The sequence below is a fragment of the Halomonas aestuarii genome (genome assembly GCF_001886615.1).
GTDB lineage: Bacteria > Pseudomonadota > Gammaproteobacteria > Pseudomonadales > Halomonadaceae > Halomonas > Halomonas aestuarii.
The window spans coordinates 761,374-776,724 of the sequence record NZ_CP018139.1; the positions used below are offsets into that span (position 1 = coordinate 761,374).

Sequence of the window (15,351 nt, forward strand, 5' to 3'; positions counted from 1 at the left end):
CGGCTGCGCTATGCTGGCAGCCTGCCGGCGAGCGTCGCCGGGCCCCGCTCTCGAACGTCGCATCACGCCAGGGAAGGTTTGGATGTCTCTTCGTCTCCCCCCGCTCTCCATCCTGCTCGCCATCGGGCTGACCTGCCTGCTGATCGTCTGGCTTGCGCTCGGCAACATCGAGGGCTTCCGCGATACCCCGCCCGAGGGGGATGGCGCCGAGGGCCCGGCGCCGACCCGGGTCGAGGTGGTCGAGCGCCAGGCGCAGGCCTTCTCCCCCCGGCTGGTGCTGCAGGGCCAGCTCGAGGCCTACCGCGAGGTGGAGCTTCGCGCCCGACGCTCGGGCCGGGTGGCGGCGCTGCCCGTCGTCCTGGGCGAGCAAGTCAGCCAGGGCGAGACGCTGCTGGCCCTGGCCCGGGAGGAGCTCCCCGCGCGGCTCGCCGAGGCCGAGGACGAACTGGCCCTGGCGCGTGGGGAGCTCGCCGGCGCCGAGGACCTGCGCCGTCGCGAGCTGATCTCCAACCCCGACTACCTGCGCCTGCAGAGCGGCGTCAGCCAGGCCCTGGCCGAGGTCGCCACACTGCGACGTGAGCTCGACGACACCCGCCCCGAGGCGCCCTTCGACGGCGTGCTCGACCGCCTCGACGTGGAGATCGGCGACCTGGTCCAGGCCGGCGAGGCCTGGGGACGGCTGGTCGACGACACGCGGCTCACTGCCACGGCCGCGGCGCCCCAGCGGGATGCCCTGTCGCTGGTCCCCGGGCTGCCCGCCGAGATCCAGCTGCTCGACGGCACTCGCATCGCCGGCGAGCTGAGCCACGTGGCCAGCCGCGCCGACGACAGCACCCGCAGCTTCCCCATCGAGGTGACGCTGGGCAATCCCGAGAGACGCCGCCTGGCCGGTGCCAGCGCCACCCTGGTCATCCGCCTGCCCGAGCGCCGGGTACATCGCCTCTCCCCTGCCCTGCTCGAGCTCGACGGCAGCGGCCGACTGGCGGTCAAGCACCTGGATGACAGCGACCGGGTGCGCCTTGACCCCGTCGAGCTGGTCAGCGCCGATGCCGATGTCGCCCGGGTGGCCGGGCTCCCCGAGCGGGTCCGCCTGATCACCCTGGGAGGCGGCTTCGTCGACGCCGGCGAACGGGTGACCGCGGTCACCGTCGAGTCGGCCACCACTCGGGCCGCCCCGGACGCCTCCCGGGAAGCGCGCTGACATGCGCAGGCTGATCGAGGCGGCGCTGGATCGCTCGCGTACCACCCTGCTGCTGCTGGCCGCCCTGCTGCTGGCAGGGCTGGGCGCCTGGCAGGCGATCCCCAAGGAGGCCAACCCCGACGTCACCATCCCCATCATCTATGTCTCGATGTCGCTGGAGGGCGTCAGCCCCGAGGACGGCGAACGGCTGCTGGTGCGCCCCATGGAGCAGGAGCTGCGCAGCATCGAGGGGCTGCGCAAGATGACCGCCCAGGCAAGCGAAGGCCATGCCGCGATCACCCTGGAGTTCGACGCCGGCTTCGACCCCGACCAGGCGCTGACCGACGTGCGCGAGAAGGTCGACATCGCCCGCACCGAGCTGCCCGCCGAGGCCGACGAGCCGCGGGTCACCGAGGTCAACGTGGCGCTCTTCCCGGTGCTCTCCATCGGCCTCTCCGGACCGCTGGAGGAGCGCCAGCGGCTGGCCGTGGCACGCCGCCTGCAGCAGGAGATCGAGGGTATCCCCGAGGTGCTCGAGGTGGATATCGGCGGCGGCCGGGAGGACCTGCTGGAAATCGTCGTCGACCCCCTGGTGCTCGACAGCTACGGGGTCGACTTCGCCACCCTGTTCAACCTGGTCAGCCGCAACAACCGGCTGGTGGCCGCCGGCAGCCTGGACACCGGGACCGGACGCCAGGCGCTCAAGGTGCCGGGGGTGATCGAGCGCCTGGAGGACGTCATGGCGATGCCGGTGAAGATCGACGGCGACCGGGTGGTGACCTTCGGTGACGTGGCCTGGATCCGCCCCACCTTCAAGGACCCGGAGGGATTCGCCCGCATCGACGGCCAGCCGGCCCTGGTGCTGGAGATCTCCAAGCGGGCCGGCGCCAACATCATCGCCACCGTGGCCCAGGTGCAGGGGCTGCTCGACGAGGCGTCCGGCCTGATGCCCGAGGCGCTTCAGACCACCACCATCCTCGACCAGTCCGAGACCGTGCGCGACATCCTCTCGGAGCTGCTCAACAACGTGGTCACCGCGGTGATACTGGTGCTGGTGCTGATCCTGGCCGCCATGGGCCTGCGCTCGGCGCTGATGGTGGGGCTGACCATTCCCGGGGCCTTCCTCACCGGTATCCTGCTGATCTGGGGCCTCGGCTACACCCTCAACATCGTGGTGATGTTCGCGCTGATCCTGGTCGCCGGCATGCTGGTGGACGGCGCCATCGTGGTCAGCGAGCTGGCGGACCGCCACCTGCGCCAGGGGCAGCCGCCCCGGGAGGCCTGGATCCGGGCCGCCACGCGCATGAGCTGGCCGGTGATCGCCTCCACCGCCACCACCCTGGCGGTCTTCGTGCCGCTGCTGTTCTGGCCCGGCGTGGTGGGCCAGTTCATGAAGTACCTGCCCATCACGGTCATCCTCTGCCTGCTGGCGTCGCTGGCCATGGCGCTGGTGTTCCTGCCCACCCTGGGCGGCGTGTTCGGCGTGCGCGGCACCGCCGCCACCCGCGACACCGAGCTGGTCACCGCGGGCGGCCGGCTCTACCGGGGCGTGCTGGCCCGCCTGCTCGCCTGGCCGGGGCTCACCCTGCTGGCCGCCCTGCTGCTGATGGCCCTGATCTACACCACCTACGCCCGCTTCAACCACGGCGTCGAGTTCTTCCCCAGCGTCGAGCCCGACACCGCCCAGGTGCTGGTGCGCGCGCGGGGCGATTTCTCCGCCGCGGAGACCGATGCCGTGGTGCGACGGGTCGAGACTCGACTCGCCGGCATGAGCGAGGTGCAGGCGCTCTATGCGCGCTCCTTCGCGGTGCCCGACCAGCAGCTCGGCGGCGACGTGGTGGGGGTGCTGCAGTTCCAGCTGATCGACTGGCAGAAGCGCCGCCCGGCCAGCGCGATCCTGGCCGAGATGGCCGAGCGCACCCGCGACCTGCCGGGCATCCAGCTGGAATTCCGCGAGCAGGAGATGGGGCCGGCCGGCGGCAAGCCCATCGTGCTGGAGGTCAGCGCCGAGGACCCGAGCCTGGCCGGCCGGGCCGTCACCGCGCTGCGCAAGACCATGGGCGAGCTGGGCGGCTTCCGCGACATCGAGGACAACCGTAGCCTGCCGGGCGTGGAGTGGCGGGTGAAGGTGGATCGCGAGGCCGCCGCCCGCTTCGGCACCGACGTGGCGAGCGTAGGCAGCGCCGTGCAGCTGCTCACCACCGGGCTGCAGGTGGCGAGCTACCGTCCCGCCGGCGTCAACGACGAGGTGGATATCCGGGTGCGCCTGCCGCGGGGCGCCCGCTCGCTGGACCAGCTGGGCCGCCTGACGCTGAACACCGGCCGCGGGCAGGTGCCGATCTCGCACTTCGTGTCGCTGGAGCCCGCCCCCAAGGTGGGCACCCTGCACCGCATCGACGGGCGCCGGGCCGTGACCCTGGAGGCCGATGTCACCGCCGAGCATCGCCCCGACGAGCGCCTGGCGGCCCTGATGGCGGCCATGGAGTCGCCTCCCGAGGGGGTCAGGATCAACGTGGCCGGCGAGCAGGAGGACCAGCAGGAGGCGATGCGCTTCCTGGCCACGGCCTTCCTGGTGGCGATCGGCCTGATGACGCTGATCCTGGTCACCCAGTTCAACAGCCTCTACCAGGCGGCGCTGGTGCTCTCCGCCATCGTCTTCTCCACCGCCGGCGTGCTGCTCGGCCTGCTGGCCAATGCCCAGCCGTTCGGCATCGTCATGGTGGGCATGGGCATCATCGCCCTGGCGGGAATCGTGGTGAACAACAACATCGTGCTGATCGATACCTACAACCAGCTGCGCGGCGAGGGCCTGTCGCCCCGGGAGGCCGCCCTCGAGGCCGGCGGCCTGCGCCTGCGCCCGGTGCTGCTCACCGCCGTGACCACCGTGCTGGGCCTCGCGCCCATGGTGCTGGGCGTCAATGTCGACCTGCTCACCCCGAGCCTGGGGCTGGGCGCGCCGTCGACCCAGTGGTGGACCCAGCTCTCCAGCGCCATCGCCGGGGGCCTGACCTTCGCCACCGGCCTGACCCTGCTGCTCACCCCCTGCATGCTGGTGCTCGGGGCGCGGCTCGACCGGCGACGCTAGGCAGGTCGCCCCGTGACTGGCGTGCCGAGACGACACCGCCCCATCGGATGGGGGGTCCGATGGGGCGGGTCATGACAGGGGAGGCGTCGCCTCGAGGGGCGGTGGCTCAGGCCCGGGAGTCGGCCTCGGCGTGAGCGGCACCCGGCGAATGGGCGGCGTGCAGCCGGGCGATCAGCTGGTCCTCCAGCTTGAAGCGCTCACCCAGCCCCCTGGTCAGGCGATCGATCCAGGCGGGCAGCCGGACGAGGTGCTGCTGGCAGCGCGCCGATGAGGCGTAGTCCTCGTCGAAGGCGAGCACCAGCTCGGTGGACATCTCGAGACGCTCCATCAGCCGGTCGGCCAGCGCCAGGGCGGCCTCGTCGTCGAAGGCACGGGCCTCCTCGCGCAGCTGCGGGTAGATCTCGAAGTGGCCGGCACTGATGTAGTCCATCAGCCGTTCGCTGAAGGCGTCGACACTCGCCTTGGAGACGGTCTCCAGCTCGGCGTCGCAGGCGTCCTTGAGCTCGACGACGTGGACCAGCAGCGCACGACGCTCATCGAGCCAGCGATCGATCAGCTGGTGGACACCCCCCCAGCGTTCCTGGGCATTCGTGCAATCTTCCAGCATGGGCTCCTCCCTCGCTCGATGGCCGGCCGCGACAGCGCGCTCGACCTGCGAGACAACAGACTCGCGCCTGCCGGGGGCGGTGTCAATCCTGCCAAACGGGGAAGCGCACGCCCCGCGATGTAACCCGAGGCCCGCCGACAGGGTAGGATGCCTGCATCGATGGAGGAGCGTGGAGAGCCTGTCGAGGCATTCGTAGTACCTTGATTCACTGCACCTTGATTCACAGCACCTTGATTTGCAGCACCTTGATTTGCAGCACCTTGATTCGCAGCGCCTTGTATCGGTGAGAGAACCCGACGCAGGATAGGGCGAGAGAAAGCGGGCCGTAAGCGCAGCGCCTCGCACCATGAGACCATCAGGACACCAGAGGGCATTTCCATGAACAAGCTGACCCGTGCCGGCCTCGGCCTGCTGATGACGACCGCCATAGCCACGGCCCAGGCCGAGGAGGTCAGGATCGGCATGATCACCACCCTCTCGGGGGGTGGCTCCCATCTCGGCGTCGACGTGCGAGACGGCTTCATGCTGGCCATCGACCAGGCACAGCGCGACGACATCGAGGTCCTGATCAAGGACGACGCCCGTCGCCCCGACCTCGCCAAGACGCTCTCCAACGAGTTCCTGCAGCGCGATGAGGTCGACATCATGACCGGCATCATCTGGTCCAACCTGGCCATGGCCGTGGTGCCGTCCGTGGTGCGCCAGGGCACCTTCTACCTCTCGCCCAATGCCGGGCCCTCGGCCCTGGCCGGCCGCCTGTGCCACGAGAACTACTTCAACGTGGCCTACCAGAACGACAACCTGCACGGCGCCATGGGCGCCTACATGCGCGAGCAGGGCTTCGAGCGCCCCTTCCTGATGGCGCCAAACTACCCCGCCGGCACGGACGCCCTGGCCGGCTTCAAGCACCTCTATGAGGGCGAGGTGGCCGACGAGCTCTACACCCAGCTCGGCCAGACCGACTACGCCGCCGAGATCGCCCAGATCCGCGCCAGCGACGCCGACAGCCTGTTCTTCTTCCTGCCCGGCGGCATGGGCATCTCCTTCATGAAGCAGTGGGAGAACTCGGGCGTCGACATGCCGGTGTTCGGCGCGGCCTTCTCCTTCGACGAGATCATCATCAAGGCGGTCGGCAGCGCGGCGATCGGCGCCATCAATACCTCGGAGTGGGCCTACGACCTGGACAACGAGGCCAACCAGGCCTTCGTCGAGGGCTTCCGGGCGGCCTACGAGCGCACCCCGACCCTCTATGCGGCCCAGGGCTACGACACCGCCCGCCTGATCCTGAGCGCGCTGGACAAGGCGCACCCCGACGACCAGGACGCCTTCCGCGAGGCCCTTCGCCAGGCCGACTTCGCCTCGGTGCGCGGCAAGTTCCGCTTCGGGCCGAATCAGCATCCGATCCAGGACATCTTCGTCCGCGAGGTGGTCGAGGGCGAGGACGGGGAGCCCACCAACCGCCTGGTCGGGCTCGCCATCGAGGACATCCAGGATGTGTACGCCGAGCAGTGCCAGATGTGACCGACGCCCCGGGCCGCTCGCGGCCCGGTTCTCCCGATTCCCGGCCACGGACCCTCCGTCGTGAGCGCAACCCTGCTGATCGAGCAACTCATCAACGGCCTGCAACTCGGCACCATGCTGTTCCTGATGGCCAGCGGCCTCACCCTGGTGTTCGGCGTGATGGGGCTGATCAACCTGGCCCATGGGTCCTTCTACATGGTCGGGGCCTACGTGACCGCCCTGGCCACCGCCTCGACCGGCTCCTTCCTGATCGGCCTGGCCGCCGGCACCCTCGCGGCCGCCGTCGCGGGGGGCGTGGTGGAGCTGCTGGTGATCCGACGGCTCTACCGACGCCCGCACCTGGACCAGGTGCTCGCCACCTTCGCCCTGATCCTCATCTTCTCGGAGGGCACGCGCTGGCTGTTCGGCTCCTCGCCGCTCTGGCTGAGCCCGCCGGAGTGGCTATCGGGCTCCGTGGCCCTGCCCGGCGGTTCCCGCTACCCCGTCTACCGGCTGATGATCATCGCCGTGGGCGTGCTCATCGCCGCCGGGCTCTACCTGTTGATCTCGCACACGCGGCTGGGCATGCGCATCCGCGCAGGCGAGAGCGATCGCGAGATGATCGGCGCCCTCGGCATCGACATCCAGCGGCTCTACACCCTGGTGTTCGCCCTGGGGGCCGCCCTGGCCGGGCTCGCCGGCTCCCTGGTGGGGGCGCTGCAATCGGTGCAGGTCGGCATGGGCGAGCCGGTGCTGATCCTGGCGTTCGTGGTGATCGTCATCGGCGGCATCGGCTCGATCAAGGGCGCCCTGCTGGGCGCGGTCCTGGTCGGCGTGGTGGATACCCTGGGGCGCATCTTCCTGCCGGCCCTGTTCGGTCACTTCATGAGCCCCTCGGAGGCCGCCGGGGTCGGCACCGCCCTCGCCGCCATGCTGATCTACATCCTCATGGCCGTCATCCTCGCCTTCAAGCCGCAGGGACTCTTCGCCGCCCATGACTGAGCACCCTCACGACACCGCCGCCGCTCCCGTGGGCGCCCCGTGGCTCGGGCGCCAGGGCCTGGTCAACATCGGCCTGCTGGCGCTGACGCTGCTTGCCCCCCTCGTGGCCCATCTGCTGGGCGAGGCCTACTACGTCAACCTGGCCACCCGCATCGTCCTCGTGGCCATGGCGGGCGTGGGGCTGAACCTCGCCCTCGGCCATGGCGGGATGATCAGCTTCGGCCATGCTGCCTACTTCGGCGTGGGGGGCTACGTGGCGGGCATCAGCGCCTACCACGCCTTCGACGGCAGCCTGCTGATGGGCCTGCCCGGAAGCGACGAGATGCTGGCGATCTGGCCGGTGGCGCTGCTGGCGTGCGGCCTGCTGGCGCTGGCGATCGGGGCAGTCTCGCTGCGCACCACCGGGGTCTACTTCATCATGATCACCCTGGCCTTTGCCCAGATGGTCTACTACTTCGCCACCTCCTGGCCCAGCTACGGGGGCCAGGACGGCCTGCCGATCTATCTGCGCAACGGCCTGCCGCTGGTCGACAGTCAGGACCCGCTGACCTTCTTCCTGGTCTGCTTCGCCCTGCTGCTGCTCGCCATGGGGCTCACCTCGCGGCTGATGGGGTCGCGCTTCGGCGCCGCCCTGACCATGGCCCGGCTCAACGAGACTCGGCTGGCCACTGCCGGCATCTCGCCCTACCCCATCCGCCTCACGGCCTTCGTCATCTCGGCCATGATCACCGGGCTCGCCGGCGCCCTCTACGCCGACCTCAACGGCTTCGTCAGCCCGGCCATGCTCAGCTGGCACCTCTCCGGGGAATTGATGGTGATCGTCATCCTCGGCGGGGTCGGTCGCCTCTTCGGGCCGCTGGCCGGGGCCATCGTCTATGTGCTGATGGAGACCCTGCTGGGCGGGCTGACCGAATACTGGCTGTTCTTCCTCGGCCTGGTGCTGCTCGGCGTGGTGCTGTTCGCCAGGCAAGGCGTGATCGGCTGGCTGGCCGGGGGGGAGCCGCATGGGTGAGGAGGTGCTCTCGATCGAGGGGCTGCACAAGCGCTTCGGCGCCCTTGAGGCCACGCGGGACGTCTCGCTGGACCTGCGGGCCGGCGAGATCCATGCGCTGATCGGCCCCAACGGGGCCGGCAAGTCGACCCTGATCGCCCAGATCGCCGGCAGCCTCAGGCCCGATGCGGGACGCATCCATCTTGCGGGGCGCGACATCACAGGCCTCGGCGTCGCCGCCCGGGCCCGCCTCGGCCTCGGTCGCAGCTTCCAGGTCTCGTCGCTGGCCGAGCCCCTCAGCGCGCTGCGCAACGTGATGATCGGTGCCCAGGCGCGGGCGGGCCACAGCTTCCGCTTCTGGACGCCGGTGGCACGCGACGCGCGGTTGGTCACTCCGGCCCGGAAGGCACTGGAGCGGGTGCACCTGGGCCAGCGTGCCGACACCCCGGTGGCGGCGCTCTCCCACGGCGAGCGCCGGCAGGTGGAGGTTGCCTGTGCGCTGGTGCTCGAGCCCCGCGCCCTGCTCCTCGACGAGCCCATGGCCGGCCTCGGGCCGGAGGGCTCGGGGCGCCTCACCGAGCTGCTCGAGACCCTGAAGCGGGAGGTGCCCATCCTGCTGATCGAGCACGACATGGACGCGGTCTTCCGGCTGGCGGACCGCCTCTCCGTGCTGGTCGACGGCCACGTCATCGCCCACGGCGGCAGTGACGCCATCCGTCGTGACCCGCGCGTGCAGGAGGCCTACCTGGGAGACTGAGATGCTCACGATCACCGACCTCGAGACCTTCTACGGGCCTTCCCAGGCGCTGTTCGGCGTCAATCTCCACGTCGAGACCGGCGAGATGGTGGCCCTGATGGGCCGCAACGGCATGGGCAAGACCACCACCATCCGCTCGCTCTTCGGCCTGACCCCGGCACGCCGGGGGCGGATCGAGTTCGAGGGGCGGGACCTGCGACGGCTGCCGGCCTTCCGTATCGCCCAGCGTGGACTGGGGCTGGTGCCCGAGGGGCGGCGCTGCTTTCCCAACCTCTCGGTGCGCGAGAACCTGGTCGTCACCGCCCGGCCCGGGCCCTGGGACCAGGGGCGCGTCGAGGCGCTCTTCCCGCGTCTCGGCCAGCGGCGCCACCAGATGGCCGACACCCTGTCGGGCGGGGAGCAGCAGATGCTCGCCATCGGCCGGGCGCTGATGACCAACCCCCGACTGCTGGTGCTCGACGAGGCCACCGAGGGCCTGGCCCCGGTGATCCGTCGGGAGATCTGGTCGGCGCTTCGCCGACTCAAGGCGGAGGGTCAGTCCACCCTGATCGTCGACAAGTCGCTCGGCGAGCTGCTGCCGGTGGCCGACCGCTGCACCATCCTGGAGAAGGGACGCACGGTGTGGACGGGTACGCCCGCGGCGCTGGACGCCCACCTGCGCGACCGCTATCTGGGGGTGTAGGCCACACGCCGCCTCAGCGATGGAAGGCCGCGATCTCGTCGACGAAGCGTCCGCCGGGGCGATAGTGGTCGAGGATCGAGAAGTGGTCGTCGCCGGGGAGCAGCGCGCTGTCGACCTCGCAGCCCTGCCCGCGCAGGTGCGCGGCCTGGGCCTCCATCTGACGCGCGAACTCGTCGGACTCCTCGCCGCCGGCAACGAGTCGCACCCGGGCCGGCACCCGGCAGGGCTGGTGCAGGGGGCTGTAGTCCGCCACGTCACGGCCGGTGAGCTGGAGCTTGGGCTGCAGCCAGGACCAGGGGAAGGGCGAGAGGTCGTAGAGGCCGCTGATCGAGAGGGCCCCGCGGATCAGGTCGTCGGGCAGGCCGTACTCCTCCTCCCAGCGGTTGGCGAGCAGCATGGCGCAGAGGTGACCACCCGCGGAGTGGCCGGAGACGCTTAGCCGCGTCGGGTCCACGCCGAGCGAGGCGCCATGGCGATGCATCCAGGCCACCGCCGCCCGGCTCTGGCGGACCACCTCGCCGAAGCGCACCGCGGGACAGAGGGCATAGTTGACCACCGCCACGGTGATGCCCGCGGCCACCAGGCCATCGGCGACGAAGCCGAACTCGGCGTGGCCCAGCGCGCGCCAGTACCCGCCATGGAAGAACAGATGCACCGGGCCGCCCTCGATGCCGCTGTCGAAGACGTCCATTCGCTCGGCGAGGGTCGGCCCGTAGGAAACGTCGGGCGTCAGGAAGAGGGTCTCCCGCGAGCGGGCGCTGCGGGCGCGCCAGTCGGCGACCAGGGCCGCGCCGTCACGCCCCCGCATGGGGTCATAGGCCCGGTCGATCTCCTCCTGGGAGGCCAGGTGGCGATAGAGCATGGCCCCGCCTAGCCCCGCCAGTGATAGCCGTGTCGGGGGCGGTTGGCCGCCAGCAGCAGGCCCAGCGGAACCAGCGCCAGCACCAGGAAGCCGACCAGGGTCCAGCCCGGAAGCGACAGGCCCAGCAGGCGGAAGCTGACCTCGGCGCACTCGCCGGAGCCCGTGAACACCCTGGACACCACCTGCTGCCAGGGCAGGATCTCCATCATGTAGTCGAGCCCCGGACCGCAGGTCGGCACCTGGTCAGGCGGCAGCGACTGCAGCCACAGGTGGCGGCCGGCCACCGCGATGCCGCCCCCCACGGCACCCAGCGACAGCAGCCCGTAGAGCACCGCCCCGAGGCGACCGTCGGGGTTGTGGAGCGCGGCCACCAGGAACACCGCGGCGGCGGCCAGCACCGCCACCCGCTGGAAGATGCACAGCGGGCAGGGCTCCAGCCCGACGACATGCTCGAGCACCAGGGCCACGGCCATCATCAGCACGCAGAAGGCGAGCCCGGCGAGGCTCCACGCCCGCACCTCGAACTCCCGCAGGTCATCGATCATGAGGGCTCCCCCGTCTGCAGCGGGGTGACACTGCGGACCTCGCGGGCACGCTCGAAGTAGCGGGCCAGGAAGGTGTCGAAGTCCTCCTCGTCGGCGGCCTCGATATCCGCCTGCTGGGCGTGGGAAGTCGCCACCAGCTCGTCGAACAGGGCCTCCCGGGCCGGGTCCATGGGCGTTTCGCGAAAGGCCTCGGCCTGTTCCCGGGCGAGGCCCAGCATGGCCTCGAGGAAGGACTCGCCGGTCGACTCGAGCCGGTCGAGCAGGCGCCCGGAGGGCGTCCGGGCCGGGTCATCGAGTCGCGGCGCCAGGGCGGCCAGGGCCTCCCCGTGGGGCTCGCCCTCCTCCTGCCGGTCCAGCAGCGCCGCCACCGGGACCATCTCGGCCAGGATCTCGCCGCCCCAGTCGGCGATGGAGCGATGCCGGCCGTCCTGCAGCAGGCGCAGCTCGGGGTCCCGGCCACGCTCGACCACCAGGCGACGGTTGTCGTCCAGCCGGTCGCACTCGTCGTCGGGAATCCACGGGCTCTCGCGGAGCAGGCACCACATCAGGAAGGTGTCGAGGAAGCGGATCTGGGGCTCGTCGACGCCCAGGGGCAGGAAGGGATTGAGGTCCAGGCAGCGCACCTCGATGTACTCCACCCCGCGGGCCTCCAGCGCCTGGCTGGGGGTCTCGCCCTGGCGCGCCACCCGCTTGGGGCGGATGTCGCTGTAGTATTCGTTCTCGATCTGCAGGATGTTGGCGTTGAGCTGGCGCCACTCGCCCGCCTCGTGCACGCCCAGTTTCCGGTAGTCCTGCCAGGGGGTGGCGATGGCGTGACGCAGGGTGTTGACGTAGTTGGAGAGCGAGTTGAAGCAGATCTTGAGCTGCTCCTGCACCTTGTTCTGGTAGCCCAGGTCCGACATGCGCAGGCTGGTGGCATGGCGCGAGACCAGGGTGTCCTCGCCATGGCGGCGAAGCTTCTGCGGCAGCTCGCCGCTGGGCAGGAAGCTGCGATCCAGCGCCGGCGAGGCGCCGAAGAGGTAGAGCAGCAGCCAGCTGTGGCGACGGAAGTTGCGGATCAGGCCGAAGTAGCGCGACGAGCGGTAGTCCCTCAACGGGGTGTCGATCTCGCCGTCGATCTCGCGCAGCAGCTGCCAGAGGTCGTCGGGCAGCGAGACGTTGTAGTGCAGCCCGGCGATGGACTGCATGATCCGCCCGTAGCGCAGGTCCAGCCCCTTGCGGTAGACGTGCTTCATGATGCCCACGTTGGAGCTGCCGTAGTCGGCGATGGGCACGCTGTCGTTGCCGTCGAGCCGCGCCGGCATGCTCGCCGGCCAGATCAGCTCGCCATCCAGGTGGCGATAGCTGAAACGGTGCAGGTCGCCGAGGAAGTCCATGGCGTCCCCCGGTCGGCAGTAGACCGGGGTGATGTACTCCAGCAGCGCCTCGGAGTAGTCGGTGGTGATGTGCGGATGGGTCAGCTTGGACCCCAGGGCCGTCGGATGCGGGGTGGCGGCGATGCGCCCCTCGCCGTCGATCCGCAGCCCTTCCTTTTCGATGCCGCGACGCAGTCGGCCGACTAGACCCTGGTCGGCCAGCCCCTTGAGTCGGTCGACGCGGGCGGTAAGCGATTCGGACAAGATGGTCACCCCATATGTGGTAAGGCGGGCGCCTGGGCGCCCGACAAGCATCAGATTATGGCGCCGCCCAATCGCCCTTCAAGAACAGTAGCCCTTCAAGGGCAGTAGCGCCTCGAGGGCGGCGGCGCATCCAGGTCAGCGGCCTTTCTTGGCCTGCAGGAGGGCCGCGCCCAGGGCGCCCATCTGGCCCCCCTGCTCCGGCGCCTTGCTGCGGGCGGCCTTGCCCCGGCTTCGCGGCTCGCCGGTCGTCCGGCGTGCCTTGCCACCGGCCCGGTCGTCGCCCTGGGCGTCCGGCTGGTCATCCAGCCGCATGGAGAGGCCGATGCGCGAGCGGGCCAGGTCCACGCTCATCACCTTGACCCTGACGATATCACCGGCCTTGACCACCGTGCGCGGGTCCTCGATGAACTTCTCGGAGAGCGCCGAGATGTGCACCAGGCCGTCCTGGTGGACGCCGATGTCGACGAAGGCGCCGAAGTGGGTGACGTTGGTCACGCTGCCCTCGAGGATCATGCCGGGCTCGAGGTCCTTGAGGGTCTCGACGCCTTCCCGGAACTCGGCCGCCTTGAACTCGGGGCGCGGGTCGCGTCCCGGCTTGTCGAGCTCGGCGAGGATGTCGCTGACCGTGGGCACGCCGAATCGCTCGTCGGCGAAGTCGGCGGGCTTGAGCGATCTGAGGGTGGCGCTGTCACCGATCAGGCCGGCCAGGTCGCGGCCGCTGCGGCTGGCGATACGCTCCACCAGCGGGTAGGCCTCGGGGTGAACTGCGCTGGCATCCAGTGGGTTGTCACCATTCATGATGCGCAGGAAGCCCGCACACTGCTCGAAGGTCTTGGGCCCCAGCCGACTGACGTCGAGCAGCGCCCGGCGGCTGGTGAAGGCCCCTTCGGCGTTGCGACGGGCGACGATGTTGTCGGCCAGCGCCGCATTGAGGCCGGCGACCCGGGAGAGCAGCGCGCTGGAGGCAGTGTTGAGGTCCACACCCACGGCGTTGACGCAGTCCTCGATCACCGCCTCCAGGCTCCTGGACAGCTGCAGCTGGGAGACGTCGTGCTGGTACTGGCCCACGCCGATGGACTTGGGCTCGATCTTGACGAGTTCCGCCAGCGGGTCCTGCAGGCGACGGGCGATGGAGACCGCGCCGCGGATGCTGACATCGAGGTCGGGGAACTCCCGGGAGGCGTACTCCGAGGCGGAGTAGACCGAGGCGCCGGCCTCGCTGACCATCACCTTGGCGAGATGACGCTGGCCCCGCCCCTGCGACGAGGCGAAGGCCTTGACCAGGTCGCCGGCCAGGCGGTCGGTCTCGCGGCTGGCGGTGCCGTTGCCCACGGCGATCAGCGCCACGTCGTGCTTCTCCACCAGCTTCGCCAGCTCGGCCAGCGAGGCCTCCCAGGCGTTGCGGGGCGCATGGGGATAGATGGTGGCGTGCTCGAGGAACTGGCCGGTGGCGTCCACCACCGCCACCTTGCAGCCGGTGCGCAGACCGGGGTCGATGGCCAGGGTCGCCTTCTGGCCCGCCGGGGCGGCCAGCAGCAGGTCCTTCAGGTTGGCGGCGAAGACCTCGATGGCCTCGGCCTCGGCGCGTTCGCGCAGCCGCCCCATCAGCTCGGTCTCGAGGTGGGTGTAGAGCTTGACCCGCCAGGTCCAGCGCACCACCTCGGCGAGCCAGCGGTCGGCGGCTCGCCCCTGGTCGCTGATCGAGAAGTGGCGGGCGATGGCCACCTGGGCCGGATGGACCGGGGCGTCCTCCTCGCCGGGCAGGCGCAGGGTCAGCGCCAGCACGCCCTCGTTGCGGCCCCGGAACATCGCCAGCGCCCGGTGCGACGGCACCTTCGCGAGCGCCTCGTCATGCTCGAAGTAGTCGGAGAACTTGGCGCCCTCCTGCTCCTTGCCGGCGATGAGCCGGGCGGAGAGCTCCCCCTCGCTCCACAGCCGCTCGCGCAGACGCCCGACCAGCTCGGGGTCCTCGGCGAAGCGCTCCATTAGGATCTGCTTGGCGCCGTCCAAGGCCGCCTTGGCGTCCTCGATGGCGGGGATGTCGCCCTCGGCGGCGCGAAGGTACCGCGCCGCCTCGGTATCGGGCGTCAGGGTCGGGTCGGCCAGCAGGGCATCGGCGAGAGGCTCGAGGCCGGCCTCCCGCGCGATCTGGGCCTTGGTGCGCCGCTTCTTCTTGTAGGGAAGATACAGATCTTCCAGCCGCTGCTTGGTATCGGCGGCGCGCAGGCTGGCGGCCAGCGCGTCGGTGAGCTTGCCCTGCTCGTCGATGGCGGCGATGACCGCCTCGCGACGTTCCTCCAGCTCACGCAGGTAGGCGAGTCGCTCGTGGAGCTGGCGCAGCTGGATGTCATCCAGCCCGCCGGTGACCTCCTTGCGGTAGCGGGCGATGAAGGGCACGGTGGCCCCGCCGTCGAGCAGTTCCACCGTGGCCGAGACCTGCGGCGGACGTACGGCGAGTTCCTCGGCGAGGCGGGCGATGATCTTGTCGTGTGCGTCCATGAAATCCTTGGCAATCAAACGT

The 15,351-nt window shown here is 70.4% G+C and carries 12 protein-coding genes; 7 read left to right on the top strand and 5 right to left on the bottom strand.

The window, feature by feature from the left end; genetic code table 11:
* The first annotated feature begins 82 nt into the window (after positions 1 to 82).
* Positions 83 to 1,201, top strand: a complete 1,119-nt coding sequence (locus tag BOX17_RS03465; protein ID WP_071942072.1) for an efflux RND transporter periplasmic adaptor subunit — start codon at positions 83 to 85, stop codon at positions 1,199 to 1,201.
* Between the two features lies 1 nt (position 1,202).
* Positions 1,203 to 4,265, top strand: coding sequence for an efflux RND transporter permease subunit (locus BOX17_RS03470; RefSeq protein WP_071942073.1), 3,063 nt, complete (start codon positions 1,203 to 1,205; stop codon positions 4,263 to 4,265).
* Between the two features lie 106 nt (positions 4,266 to 4,371).
* Here the strand turns inward: BOX17_RS03470 and BOX17_RS03475 are convergent, their stop codons facing one another.
* Positions 4,372 to 4,872: an Rsd/AlgQ family anti-sigma factor gene (locus BOX17_RS03475; protein WP_071942074.1), complete on the bottom strand. Its 501-nt coding sequence runs from the start codon at positions 4,870 to 4,872 to the stop codon at positions 4,372 to 4,374.
* Between the two features lie 378 nt (positions 4,873 to 5,250).
* Between BOX17_RS03475 and BOX17_RS03480 the strand changes: the two genes are divergently transcribed.
* From BOX17_RS03480 to BOX17_RS03500, 5 genes are read left to right on the top strand one after another with little or no spacing between them, the layout of a single operon-like run.
* Positions 5,251 to 6,393 (top strand): ABC transporter substrate-binding protein, encoded by a 1,143-nt coding sequence (locus BOX17_RS03480; protein WP_071942075.1) that lies wholly within the window; start codon positions 5,251 to 5,253, stop codon positions 6,391 to 6,393.
* A 60-nt stretch (positions 6,394 to 6,453) separates the two neighbouring features.
* Complete coding sequence (locus tag BOX17_RS03485) at positions 6,454 to 7,374, top strand: branched-chain amino acid ABC transporter permease (RefSeq protein WP_071942076.1); 921 nt, start codon at positions 6,454 to 6,456, stop codon at positions 7,372 to 7,374.
* Entirely contained in the window at positions 7,367 to 8,386 is a 1,020-nt protein-coding gene (locus BOX17_RS03490) for a branched-chain amino acid ABC transporter permease (protein WP_071942077.1), read from the top strand. Before BOX17_RS03485 ends, BOX17_RS03490 begins: the two co-directional genes overlap by 8 nt.
* Positions 8,379 to 9,122 carry an ABC transporter ATP-binding protein gene (locus BOX17_RS03495; RefSeq protein ID WP_071942078.1) on the top strand — a complete coding sequence of 248 codons (744 nt, stop codon included), beginning with the start codon at positions 8,379 to 8,381 and terminating at the stop codon, positions 9,120 to 9,122. The genes BOX17_RS03490 and BOX17_RS03495 overlap by 8 nt, the downstream gene beginning before the upstream one ends.
* 1 nt (position 9,123) lies before the next feature.
* Positions 9,124 to 9,804 (top strand): ABC transporter ATP-binding protein, encoded by a 681-nt coding sequence (locus BOX17_RS03500; protein ID WP_071942079.1) that lies wholly within the window; start codon positions 9,124 to 9,126, stop codon positions 9,802 to 9,804.
* A gap of 13 nt (positions 9,805 to 9,817) precedes the next feature.
* Here BOX17_RS03500 and BOX17_RS03505 read toward each other — a convergent pair whose 3' ends face one another.
* The 4 genes from BOX17_RS03505 to BOX17_RS03520 all read right to left on the bottom strand — a co-directional run bounded on the left by BOX17_RS03505 (position 9,818) and on the right by BOX17_RS03520 (position 15,329).
* Positions 9,818 to 10,666 (bottom strand): alpha/beta hydrolase, encoded by an 849-nt coding sequence (locus BOX17_RS03505; RefSeq protein WP_071942080.1) that lies wholly within the window; start codon positions 10,664 to 10,666, stop codon positions 9,818 to 9,820.
* Positions 10,667 to 10,674: 8 nt separating this feature from the next.
* A complete protein-coding gene (locus tag BOX17_RS03510; RefSeq protein WP_071942081.1) occupies positions 10,675 to 11,211 on the bottom strand; it encodes a disulfide bond formation protein B in 537 nt (178 codons plus the stop codon).
* Positions 11,208 to 12,881 carry a glutamate--cysteine ligase gene (gene gshA / locus BOX17_RS03515; protein ID WP_071942082.1) on the bottom strand — a complete coding sequence of 558 codons (1,674 nt, stop codon included), beginning with the start codon at positions 12,879 to 12,881 and terminating at the stop codon, positions 11,208 to 11,210. The genes BOX17_RS03510 and gshA overlap by 4 nt, the downstream gene beginning before the upstream one ends.
* 84 nt (positions 12,882 to 12,965) lie before the next feature.
* Positions 12,966 to 15,329, bottom strand: a complete 2,364-nt coding sequence (locus tag BOX17_RS03520; RefSeq protein WP_071942083.1) for a Tex family protein — start codon at positions 15,327 to 15,329, stop codon at positions 12,966 to 12,968.
* Positions 15,330 to 15,351 lie beyond the last annotated feature (22 nt).

Bases quoted from the DNA above. Each gene is read 5' to 3' on its own strand.
- BOX17_RS03490 (WP_071942077.1), top strand. From the start codon at position 7,367: ATGACTGAGCACCCTCACGACACCGCCGCCGCTCCCGTGGGCGCCCCG.
- BOX17_RS03500 (WP_071942079.1), top strand. From the start codon at position 9,124: ATGCTCACGATCACCGACCTCGAGACCTTCTACGGGCCTTCCCAGGCG.
- BOX17_RS03475 (WP_071942074.1), bottom strand. From the start codon at position 4,872: ATGCTGGAAGATTGCACGAATGCCCAGGAACGCTGGGGGGGTGTCCAC.
- BOX17_RS03505 (WP_071942080.1), bottom strand. From the start codon at position 10,666: ATGCTCTATCGCCACCTGGCCTCCCAGGAGGAGATCGACCGGGCCTAT.
- BOX17_RS03465 (WP_071942072.1), top strand. From the start codon at position 83: ATGTCTCTTCGTCTCCCCCCGCTCTCCATCCTGCTCGCCATCGGGCTG.
- BOX17_RS03480 (WP_071942075.1), top strand. From the start codon at position 5,251: ATGAACAAGCTGACCCGTGCCGGCCTCGGCCTGCTGATGACGACCGCC.
- BOX17_RS03510 (WP_071942081.1), bottom strand. From the start codon at position 11,211: ATGATCGATGACCTGCGGGAGTTCGAGGTGCGGGCGTGGAGCCTCGCC.
- BOX17_RS03495 (WP_071942078.1), top strand. From the start codon at position 8,379: ATGGGTGAGGAGGTGCTCTCGATCGAGGGGCTGCACAAGCGCTTCGGC.
- BOX17_RS03520 (WP_071942083.1), bottom strand. From the start codon at position 15,329: ATGGACGCACACGACAAGATCATCGCCCGCCTCGCCGAGGAACTCGCC.
- BOX17_RS03470 (WP_071942073.1), top strand. From the start codon at position 1,203: ATGCGCAGGCTGATCGAGGCGGCGCTGGATCGCTCGCGTACCACCCTG.
- gshA (WP_071942082.1), bottom strand. From the start codon at position 12,881: ATGCTTGTCGGGCGCCCAGGCGCCCGCCTTACCACATATGGGGTGACC.